Source organism: Salinivibrio sp. IB872, assembly GCF_001995345.1.
GTDB classification, from domain to species: domain Bacteria; phylum Pseudomonadota; class Gammaproteobacteria; order Enterobacterales; family Vibrionaceae; genus Salinivibrio; species Salinivibrio proteolyticus.
The window spans coordinates 1-10,008 of sequence record NZ_MUFO01000064.1; the positions used below are offsets into that span (position 1 = coordinate 1).

The following is a 10,008-nucleotide window of genomic DNA, read 5'->3' on the forward strand; positions in this document are numbered from 1 at the left end:
GCGAAGTCGCGATGGTGATACCACGCTCACGCTCTTCTGGTGCGTTATCGATTGATGCGAAGTCACGCGCTGCACCACCGTGTACTTTTGCAAGTACAGTACAGATAGCGGCAGTCAGAGTAGTTTTACCGTGGTCAACGTGGCCGATAGTACCAACGTTAACGTGCGGTTTCGTACGTTCAAATTTTTCTTTAGACATGACAGTCCCTCTAAGCACGGTATTTCGGTGGCATTACGACCACACAACCAACAATTAGGTTTGTTGAGTATATATCAAACGGCTTGAAGTTACCTTGGAGAGGATGGTGCTGATAGGCAGATTTGAACTGCCGACCTCACCCTTACCAAGGGTGCGCTCTACCGACTGAGCTATATCAGCACTCTAAAAAGAGTGGAGCGGGCAGCGGGAATCGAACCCGCATCATCAGCTTGGAAGGCTGAGGTAATAGCCATTATACGATGCCCGCAATCGTTTCTCGTAGAGCTATTCAAACAATTTGAAAATGGTGGTGGGAGAAGGATTCGAACCTTCGAAGGCTGAGCCGTCAGATTTACAGTCTGATCCCTTTGACCGCTCGGGAATCCCACCTAATTTTGGTGCCGGCTGCCGGAATCGAACTGGCGACCTACTGATTACAAGTCAGTTGCTCTACCAACTGAGCTAAGCCGGCGACAAGTGCTGCGCATTCTATGCGATGAAATGGGGCCTTGCAATAGGAAAAATCAAAAAAACAGGTGATTTTTTCGCCTATTGCACAATTTAGGGCTTAATTGTTGCTAAAATAGCCAATCCTAAATAACAACAACGCGGACCACTACTTTTCCTGATACGCAGATTGCGGTATCGTCCACCTCTTTATTGGCTTAAGGCAAACGGACCATGAACGCAACGCTAACGCCTTATTTGTCGTTCGACCGTCAACAATGGGCTGAACTGAGGGATGCAGTGCCCATGACGCTCACCGAAGACGACATTGAACGCCTGCGAGGGCTAAACGAGCACCTCTCAATGGATGAGGTGAGAGATGTTTACTTGCCTCTGTCACGACTACTCAATCTGTATATCAAGTCGCGCAAGAGTCGCACTGAGGTGCTCGACGAGTTTTTGACTCAGCCTGCCTCCAATCATGTCCCTTATATTATTGGGATTGCAGGCAGTGTCGCGGTCGGAAAAAGTACCACTGCACGTTTATTAAAAACCCTACTGACTCGCTGGCCCGATCACCCCAAGGTAGCCTTAGTGACTACCGACGGTTTTTTGTATTCCAACGCGGAGTTGGAAGCGCGTGGATTGATGAAACGAAAAGGCTTTCCTCAATCATATAACATGCGCAAATTGGTGGAGTTTGTGGCAGATGTAAAATCCGGTAAAGCCTGTGTGGAAGCGCCGATATACTCACATTTGGTGTATGACATCACTGGTGAAGTGCAGAAAGTCGAAAAGCCAGATATTTTGATCCTAGAGGGATTGAACGTTTTACAGAGTGGGATGGATTACCCACATGATCCTCATCATGTGTTTATTTCAGATTTTCTCGACTTCTCTATTTATGTTGACGCTGAACCGGAATTACTCAAACACTGGTATATCGAGCGATTTATGAAATTCCGTCGCGGCGCCTTTTTAGACCCAGATGCGTATTTTCATCACTACACGCGTCTATCGGTTGCCGAGGCCAAAGATACCGCCGCGAGTATTTGGGATGAAATCAACGGGCGGAACTTAATGGAAAACATTCTTCCTACCCGAGAGAGAGCCAGCTTGATCTTAGAGAAAGGCGCTAATCATTCGGTCCAGCGCATTCGCGTACGTAAGTAACGGTTAGTCATCACGCCTTAGTGAAATTTCTCCCCCTAAATAGGGTGTGATGACGCCATCCACGTCCAGTAACAACGCACCGTGTTCATCAATCCCACGCTCAATACCGCGAACTTCGCGATCCCCCATCAAGAGTTTCACGGGACGACCTTTGAAATTATCTAATTGCTGCCAATCATCCATGATCCCCGCTAAGCCGGTTTTTTCGTAATCGAGCAAAGCGTCTTGTAAACGGCTTATCAATACACTGGCAAGCACGTTACGTGATGGCATCGGCTGACACGCATCGGCCAATCGTGCCCACGGCTGATCAATATGCTCGCTGACGTGCGGTCCCATACCAATATTCAGCCCCATCCCGATCACAAGATGTGCCGCATCACCAGTTTGCCCCGTCATTTCCACTAAGATGCCCGCAAGCTTCTTATCTTGATAATAGAGATCGTTCGGCCATTTTACTTTCACACCAGGCGCGCCCAGTTCATGCAACGCCTTGGTCATCGCCACACCCACCACAAGGCTCAACCCCATCGCAGCCGCCGGTCCCGCCTCAAGGCGCCAATACATCGATAGATACAGATTGCTCCCGAACGGTGATTGCCACACACGCCCTCGCCGACCGCGTCCTTGCTGTTGATACTCAGCCAAACACACACTACCTGACGTCAGTTGTCCAACACGCTCCATCAAATGCTGGTTGGTAGAGTCAATGACTGGGATAACGGATAAGGTAGGCACATCAGTGTGATCACTTAGCCAAGCTTCATCGAGCAACTCAATCGGTTGCGATAAGCAATAGCCTTTACCTTGCACACGGTAAATATCTAGCCCCCAGGACTGCAACACTTTAATGTGTTTGCTGATAGCCGCCCGGCTCATGCCCAACGCGTCTCCTAGCATTTCGCCTGAGTGGAATTCGCCGTCGGATAAACGGCCGATAAGGGCTAATCTTGCGCTATGTGTACGGCTCATTGCGCCTCCAAGGTGGTTTCACCCTGTGCGCCCATAAAGCGAACCTCATGGTGCAAGGTGACACCAAACCGCACCTGTACGTCATCGACCACGCGTTTTGCAAGTTGGACGACGTCTTCGCTAGTCGCATGATCAGCGTTAGTCAGCACTAATGCTTGCTTAGGATGGACACGTGCACCGCCTTGTCTCGCTCCTTTTAAGCCACATTGGTCAATTAACCAGCCAGCTGCAAGCTTCGCTTTGCCCTCACCAGCCGGGTACATGGGCATCTCGGGATAACGAGTTTGCAAGGTTTGCGCATGCTGTGCATCCACCACTGGGTTTTTAAAGAAGCTCCCTGCATTACCGCATTCCCGTGGATCGGGAAGCTTAGCTTGGCGAATCGCACACACTGCATCAAAAATAGTTTGCGCGGACACCTGCTCACCATTGAGATCGGCTAACGCTCCATATTTGAGCACTGGCTGCCACGCTTTCGCTAATCGAAATCCTACTTGCGTGATCACCCACCCCGTCATCGCGTCCGTTTTAAAAATGGAGTCACGATACCCAAATTGGCAGGCTTCTCGCGTCAAGCGGCGCGTTTCCTGAGTACGTGGATTGACGATATCGACATAGGCGCAACGTTCGCAAAACTCGACACCATAAGCGCCAATGTTTTGAATCGGGGCCGCGCCCACACATCCCGGAATAAGGGCAAGATTTTCCAGCCCGGGCATGCCTTGCTCAATCGTCCAAGCAACCAGTTGGTGCCAAGACTGGCCGGCGCCCACATGCAGAAGATAGTCGTGCGGCGTTTCCTCTACCTCAAGACCAGACAAGCGGTTTAGCACCACCACACCCGCGTAATCCTCACAAAACAGCAGATTACTGCCTTCCCCAACGACCAACTTGGGTAAGCTTGCATAGTCTGGATGCTGCCAAATGGCGCATAAGTCAGCAATGCTATGCGCTTCAACCACCGCATGAGCGCGTGCTGGTAAACCAAATGTATGATGGGGTGTCAAAGACACATCAGATAACCACTTCATGAATGCATTACGCTGTCAGGAAACTCAGTGATAGGTATACTACCTGTCCTGCTCGTATTGCGCACCTATTGGACTATGGATAATTATCGTATTCACCCGCTGGAGCCATTGCGTTTTCCATTGGTGGCTCGGCTTTATAAAACTCACTACCCACCGGGAAAGCCCAAAAAAGATGAAATAATTTGGGTGATTGATGGTCCAAATGGCTTGTGTGGCGCAGTGCGTTTTCAGCAACGGCCAACCTATCAGCTATTAACCGGCATGCTCATTAGCCCAGCGCTGCGAGGAACGGGGTTGAGTGATCGTTTACTGACCGATGTCCAAGAGACGATCGCGGCAAAGCCGTGTTTCTGCCTTGCCTTTCGCCATCTCACTGGGCTTTACGCGCGCCACGGTTTTGATGTGGTCGAACGCGAGGCGCTACCCGAGGATCTCGCTACCCGATTTGACAGTTATTGTCACGCCGGCAAAGACTTGGTTGCGATGGCGTATCAGGGGAAAGCGTGATGATAATGGCAAAGCCTAGGATCAGAGATCCGTTGCTTGCCACGATTTCTGGTACAATTCAGGGTTTAGCATCAAACCGCTCGACTCTGGCCGTCGAACAACATGAGGTAACAATGGATTCAGCTAACGCAAATCGGCAGCTAATTGATCGCCTGCCCACCATTGCGCACCAGCCAGAACATCTCGAAACGTTATTAGACGCAGTTTCTTTTAGAGAACGGCTGCTTAGCGAAATTAAAAACGCCAAATCACGTATCTATCTGGTTGCCCTGTATCTACAAGATGATGAGGCCGGACGTAGCGTACTCGACGCTTTGTATGAGGCGAAACAAGCAAACCCCGAGCTCGACATCAAAGTACTGGTTGATTGGCACCGTGCACAACGGGGGCTAATTGGCGCCGAACAATCGGATGGCAATGCGGCCCTGTATCGTGCTTATGCTGAGCGCTACACCCACAAGATTGAAGTTTTGGGCGTCCCAGTGCGAAACCGCGAGGTCTTTGGAGTCTTGCACCTCAAAGGCTTTGTCTTTGATGACAAGGTTCTTTACAGCGGCGCCAGCCTCAATGATGTCTATCTGGCGCAGCACGACCGATACCGCTATGACCGCTATCATGTGCTGGCTAATAAAAAGCTCGCCGATACCATGGCAGACTTTATCGTCAACACACTCACCGCCGACAGTGCCGTTAATTGTCTCGCCTCGCCAGACCGACCAAATAGTAAAGCACTTAAGCCCAGTATTCGTGAGTTTCGCGGCCAGCTACAACGTGCGAGCTATCGCTATGACGATGAGCCGATTGGTGAGCATCAGGTTGGGTTAACACCGATGGTCGGGCTGGGTAAACGTAAGAACAAACTCAACCGCTATATCTGTCATTTGATTGCCAGCGCGCATCAAGAGTTGGTGATTTGTACCCCCTACTTTAATCCGCCCCGTAGCGTGGTCCGAGAAATCCGTCGCGCGCTGCGCCGAGGCGTTACCGTCAGCATTATTGTCGGTGATAAAACCGCGAACGATTTTTACTCCCCCCCAGAGGCGCCGTTTAAGACTATCTCAGCGTTGCCCTATCTTTATGAAGTGAACTTGCGTAACTTTGCGCGCCGCAATGAAGCCGCCATCGCCAAACGCCAGTTGAACATTCATATTTGGAAGCATGACGATAACAGCTTCCATCTCAAGGGCATTTGGGTCGATCGCCAGTACATGTTGCTGACGGGGAATAATCTCAATCCACGTGCGTGGAAATTAGATTTAGAAAACGCCATTCTTATCCACGATAAGCATCAACGCCTCGAAGCGCAAAAACAGCAAGAAGTGGATAAGATCCTCGAGCATACGCGCTTGGTCGGTAGCTACAAACATATCGATAAGATGGAAGATTATCCGTTACCGGTAAAACGGCTTTTGAAGCGGATAAAACGCGTGCGCGCCGATCACTTGCTCAATCAAATTCTATAAAAGGAGCAGGCCATGCGTATCGCCAGAATCGCTGCCATTGATGTGGACCCTCAACGTACCTTTACACCCGACTGCCCAGACGAGTTACCGGTACCCGAGGGAAATCAATTAGGATCGGCATTAAATGCCCAAGCCGCGCTCGCAGATGTGCGTGTCCTCACCAAGGACGCCCATCCTGCTAATGCGGTTTGGGTGGTTGACGATGCTGCCGATATGCTCCAACCGCTATCGTATAAAAACGCGGATCTCACCTGGGTTAAACACGCGGTTCCCGGCACCAAAGGGTTCGAAACCATTGACGACTTACCTCCTGTCACCGAGTACGACTATGTGGTCTGGAAAGGGGTCGAACCCGACTTACATCCCTATGGTGCGTGCTTTCATGATATTGAAGAAAAGCTCAGCACCGGCTTGATTGAATGGCTGCACAGCCAAGAGGTAGAAACCGTCATTGTCGGTGGTTTGGCAACCGATTATTGCGTCAAAACCACCGCTATCCAGCTGAAAAAGCGCGGTCAATTTGACGTGATTGTGAACCTCGCCGCTTGCCGAGGAATTCACCCACAAACGGTCGCTGCCGCCTGTGATGAGATGCTGGATATAGGTATCAAGTTAGTCGATAGTCAGTTGGCATTAGGCTGTTTAGTCCCCCGTTAATTTGTATCGCAGCGACAGAGGACTCTCTCGCTGCGATCGTCCTCGCGCCTTGAGTGCAAACACAGGCTTAAACGTACCATTAAGTTTGAGTCTTTAGACAGAAATGCACTTTGAATAACAAGAGTACTAGGCTTTTAGTTTGCTATCCCCTACTGTCCCATTAACTATTTTCACAATAAAAAATAAGTTTGGAGGATAGCATGCTCAAACCTACCGCTCTGGGTCTCCTGATCGGCGCTTCATTATCTAGCACCGCTTGGGCGATGCCTGCATCGCAGCTTGATGCACTCGGAAACGGGCTCGATGTGCAATACCAAGTCATTGATAATACGCAAGATGACTGGCGTTCTTTTACGGGCAACGTCGCCTTTACCAACCAAAGTACTCAGACACTGCCTAAAACGGGCTGGGCGATTTATTTCAGCCACATTCGCATGATCAAGTCGATCGACACCGATCAACTTAAAGTCTCACACGTCAATGGGGATCTCTTCAAACTCGAACCCACAGATAGCTTTGTTCCGCTTGCTCCCGGTGATCAGTTAGTGGTTGGCTTTAATGCCTCTGACTGGCAAGTCGCTAAATCCGATATTATGCCGAATTGGTATTTAGCCTCCGACGATGAAGCTGACACGCATACCGCATTGATTACCAGTACCAGTAACCACAAAAATGGCCAAGTGCCCACCAAACCGGATGATGAGCTCACCTTTGTCGGTGACTTTGACGCTCCCGCACAGTGGAAACGTTACGGCGGTGCACTCACCGACCATTATGACCCTTTCACGGCCGAGCAGCGCTATGTACGCAATGCCGATTTGTCGTTGGTGGATACCCAAGGACACGTGCTTCCCACACCTGCCAGTCGCATTGAGAAAAATGGCCATATCACCCTCGATAGCGAGTGGACCGTGGTCTACGACAACGGCTATCAAGCACAAGCTCAATGGCTTGCCGATCAGCTTGGCATTTCAGCCACCGACTGGGCACCTACTAATCAAAAAGTTATTCATGTGGGGTGGGGAAAAGTCACCCTTAATGGAAGCGACCAGTGGCACGAAGCTTATCGCCTAGATGTGCAACCTGAGCAGCAGCGTATTGACATTGACGCCCCTGATCAAGCAGGTGCCCTATACGCAGCACAAAGCCTGCTACAACTTAAAACCGGCGATACACTCAAAGCGGTGACGCTAACCGATGCACCGCGCTTTGCTTACCGTGGTCTGTCTGTCGATGCTGCTCGGAACTTCCGCAGCAAAGAGGCGATCTTAAAGTTACTCGACCAAATGGCCGCACTGAAACTCAACAAGCTCCATTTACGTCTCAGTGATGATGAAGCATGGCGTATTGAGATCCCAGCCCTGCCAGAACTGGCAGACGTCGGTAGCAAACGCTGTCATGACTTGTCAGAAACCCGCTGCGTGTTGCCCTTTTTAGGCGCAGGGCCTGACGGCACAGAAGCATCCAATGGGTATTACACTACGGAAGATTATCAAGCGATTCTGCGTAAGGCAGAGGCACTCAATATCACCGTCATTCCAGAAGTAGATATGCCAGGTCACGCGCACGCGGCCATTAAAGCGATGGAAGCGCGTTACCACAAGTACATGGCACAAGGTGATGAAGCCAAAGCGAAAGAATATTTGCTCACGGATTTTGAAGACGACACACAATACCTCTCTGTGCAGATGTTTACCGACAACGCGATAAATGTCTGTATGGAATCCAGTTATCGCTTCGTCGATACGGTGGTTGCCGCGCTCGTCGATGCGCATCGAGACATACAGCCGCTTGATACATTCCACTTTGGCGGAGATGAAATTGCCGGTGCTTGGAAAGAGTCGCCCGTCTGCCAGGCCTTTATTGCAGACAACGATGCAGGCGTGAACAGTGTTGACGATCTAAGTCAGTACTTTGTTGAGCGTATTTCGCACATTACCCAACGTCATCAGCTCGATCTCGGTGGTTGGGAAGATGGCCTCATGCACAACAATAAAGTCTATCCACGCGCACAACTTGCCAATGAGCACGTCTATGGCAACGCRTGGCAAAATATCTGGGAGTGGGGCGTTGCCGATCGCGCCTATAATCTCGCCAACAATGGCTATGGGGTTATCTATAACCAAGCCACACACCTCTATTTTGACCACCCCTATGAACCAGACCCAAGTGAGCGCGGCTATTATTGGGCCCCCCGTTTTACCGACACCCGTAAGACGTTTAGCTTTATGCCCGATGATCTCTACGCTAACGCAGATGCAAAGCGCAATGGTGCATCTATCACCAAACAGGAAGTACTAGACGCTGCCACCGTGAAAACACTGACGCGTCCAGACAATGTGCTTGGTTTACAGGCATCTATTTGGAGTGAAACTATTCGCTCTGATGGCCAATTTGAATCAATGACTTTCCCTCGTCTCTTTGCCATGGCAGAGCGAGCTTGGCACCGTGCCGAATGGGAAGCAAGCACTCAAACTGGGCAAGAGGCAGATCAAACCAAGCGCAACATTGATTACAACCTCTTTGCTAATCAGTTAGCGAACTACTGGTTCCCACAACTAGAGCAACAGGGTGTGGGCTTCCGCTTACCCGTTCCGGGTGGGGTGATAGAAAGTGGTATATTGAAAGCGAACTCGCCATTCCCTGGACTCACCATTGAGTACTCAACTGATAATGGTGCAAGCTGGCAGATCTATGATGCGGCGAACGCTCCTCACGTCACTGCACCAGTGCAGCTGCGTACCATTTCAGGTGAGCGTGTAAGCCGAGTCAGTAAAATTCAATAATCGAGCGATTACACCGCTTAGAAAAGACAAAGCCCCGTCGACAAGACGGGGCTTTTTATTAGATCTTGGGTAGGTAGAAAATGAAATGATATCTACTTAGCAGGCAGTCTAAAGCAAAGCGCTCAGGGCTAATATACCCTCAAGATGCAAAAAGCCCCGACCGTCAGGTCAGGGCTTGGTGTTTCTGCTAATCAAAGTCTTACATGTAGCTGCTTTAATTAGGTTATCTTATTTGTTGCGATGAGGATGTTAAATCGAGACGCGCAGTGTACGGTAAGTACATGAGCATCGCAGACATCAACAGCATCGAGCTATCAATAAGATGAGCCGTTTTTGCCTTCAGATTTTTCAAAAAATCTGAAAACAAGAAAGCAAGCCTGGCGATGTCCTACTCTCACATGGGGAGACCCCACACTACCATCGGCGCTGCTTCGTTTCACTACTGAGTTCGGCATGGARTCAGGTGGGTCCAAAGCGCTATGGTCGCCAAGCAAAATTTTGTTTTGTCTTCACTTTTTTAAAAGTGAAAACCATCAACCTAGAAAGCTGTTCGTTCTCGCCACAATCAACTGGCTTTATTTTAAGTCCAACCCAAAACCTCTTGGGTGTTGTATGGTTAAGCCTCACGGGCAATTAGTACAGGTTAGCTCAACGCCTCACAGCGCTTACACACCCTGCCTATCAACGTYSTAGTCTASRACAACCCTTTAGAGAGCTCGAAGCTCTAGGGATGACTCATCTCGGGGCCAGCTTCGCGCTTAGATGCTTTCAGC

At 50.0% G+C, this 10,008-nt stretch carries 8 protein-coding genes, 4 tRNA genes and 2 rRNA genes; 5 read left to right on the forward strand and 9 right to left on the reverse strand.

Translation table 11 applies throughout. From position 1 onward, the window contains the following. The 5 genes from BZJ18_RS15990 to BZJ18_RS16010 form a co-directional block, all read right to left on the reverse strand. Positions 1 to 199: GTP-binding protein (locus BZJ18_RS15990; RefSeq protein ID WP_241824998.1), on the reverse strand; the 199-nt coding region annotated here is incomplete at its 3' end. A gap of 104 nt (positions 200 to 303) precedes the next feature. Next, positions 304 to 379, reverse strand: a tRNA-Thr gene (locus BZJ18_RS15995). A gap of 13 nt (positions 380 to 392) precedes the next feature. Next, positions 393 to 467: transfer RNA gene (locus BZJ18_RS16000), tRNA-Gly, on the reverse strand. A 37-nt stretch (positions 468 to 504) separates the two neighbouring features. After that, positions 505 to 589: transfer RNA gene (locus BZJ18_RS16005), tRNA-Tyr, on the reverse strand. 6 nt (positions 590 to 595) lie between these two features. Continuing rightward, positions 596 to 671, reverse strand: a tRNA-Thr gene (locus BZJ18_RS16010). Positions 672 to 880: 209 nt separating this feature from the next. On the opposite strand from BZJ18_RS16010, the gene coaA reads away from it, so the two are divergent. Further along, positions 881 to 1,819, forward strand: coding sequence for a type I pantothenate kinase (gene coaA, locus BZJ18_RS16015; RefSeq protein WP_077458240.1), 939 nt, complete (start codon positions 881 to 883; stop codon positions 1,817 to 1,819). Positions 1,820 to 1,822: 3 nt separating this feature from the next. Here coaA and birA read toward each other — a convergent pair whose 3' ends face one another. Next, the gene (gene birA / locus BZJ18_RS16020; RefSeq protein WP_077458242.1) at positions 1,823 to 2,791 is read right to left on the reverse strand and encodes a bifunctional biotin--[acetyl-CoA-carboxylase] ligase/biotin operon repressor BirA; all 969 of its coding nucleotides are present in this window, start codon (positions 2,789 to 2,791) and stop codon (positions 1,823 to 1,825) included. Then, positions 2,788 to 3,822 (reverse strand): UDP-N-acetylmuramate dehydrogenase, encoded by a 1,035-nt coding sequence (murB, locus tag BZJ18_RS16025; RefSeq protein WP_077458244.1) that lies wholly within the window; start codon positions 3,820 to 3,822, stop codon positions 2,788 to 2,790. The genes birA and murB overlap by 4 nt, the downstream gene beginning before the upstream one ends. Before the next feature lie 27 nt (positions 3,823 to 3,849). On the opposite strand from murB, the gene BZJ18_RS16030 reads away from it, so the two are divergent. From BZJ18_RS16030 to BZJ18_RS16045, 4 genes are all read left to right on the forward strand, one after another. Beyond that, the gene (locus BZJ18_RS16030) at positions 3,850 to 4,329 is read left to right on the forward strand and encodes a GNAT family N-acetyltransferase (protein ID WP_332254864.1); all 480 of its coding nucleotides are present in this window, start codon (positions 3,850 to 3,852) and stop codon (positions 4,327 to 4,329) included. 113 nt (positions 4,330 to 4,442) lie between these two features. Beyond that, complete coding sequence (gene pssA / locus BZJ18_RS16035; protein WP_077458246.1) at positions 4,443 to 5,792, forward strand: CDP-diacylglycerol--serine O-phosphatidyltransferase; 1,350 nt, start codon at positions 4,443 to 4,445, stop codon at positions 5,790 to 5,792. A gap of 12 nt (positions 5,793 to 5,804) precedes the next feature. Beyond that, the gene (locus BZJ18_RS16040) at positions 5,805 to 6,449 is read left to right on the forward strand and encodes a nicotinamidase (RefSeq protein WP_077458248.1); all 645 of its coding nucleotides are present in this window, start codon (positions 5,805 to 5,807) and stop codon (positions 6,447 to 6,449) included. A gap of 200 nt (positions 6,450 to 6,649) precedes the next feature. Then, positions 6,650 to 9,235, forward strand: a complete 2,586-nt coding sequence (locus tag BZJ18_RS16045; RefSeq protein WP_077458250.1) for a family 20 glycosylhydrolase — start codon at positions 6,650 to 6,652, stop codon at positions 9,233 to 9,235. Positions 9,236 to 9,610: 375 nt separating this feature from the next. Here the strand turns inward: BZJ18_RS16045 and rrf are convergent. Continuing rightward, positions 9,611 to 9,726: ribosomal RNA gene (rrf, locus tag BZJ18_RS16050) — 5S ribosomal RNA — on the reverse strand. A gap of 121 nt (positions 9,727 to 9,847) precedes the next feature. Continuing rightward, positions 9,848 to 10,008, reverse strand: a 23S ribosomal RNA gene (locus BZJ18_RS16055); the annotation flags it as partial.

What these genes read in the sequence shown, in the direction of transcription:
- birA (WP_077458242.1), bottom strand. Translation starts at nt 2,791, where the DNA reads ATGAGCCGTACACATAGCGCAAGATTAGCCCTTATCGGCCGTTTATCC.
- murB (WP_077458244.1), bottom strand. Translation starts at nt 3,822, where the DNA reads ATGAAGTGGTTATCTGATGTGTCTTTGACACCCCATCATACATTTGGT.
- pssA (WP_077458246.1), top strand. Translation starts at nt 4,443, where the DNA reads ATGGATTCAGCTAACGCAAATCGGCAGCTAATTGATCGCCTGCCCACC.
- BZJ18_RS16040 (WP_077458248.1), top strand. Translation starts at nt 5,805, where the DNA reads ATGCGTATCGCCAGAATCGCTGCCATTGATGTGGACCCTCAACGTACC.
- coaA (WP_077458240.1), top strand. Translation starts at nt 881, where the DNA reads ATGAACGCAACGCTAACGCCTTATTTGTCGTTCGACCGTCAACAATGG.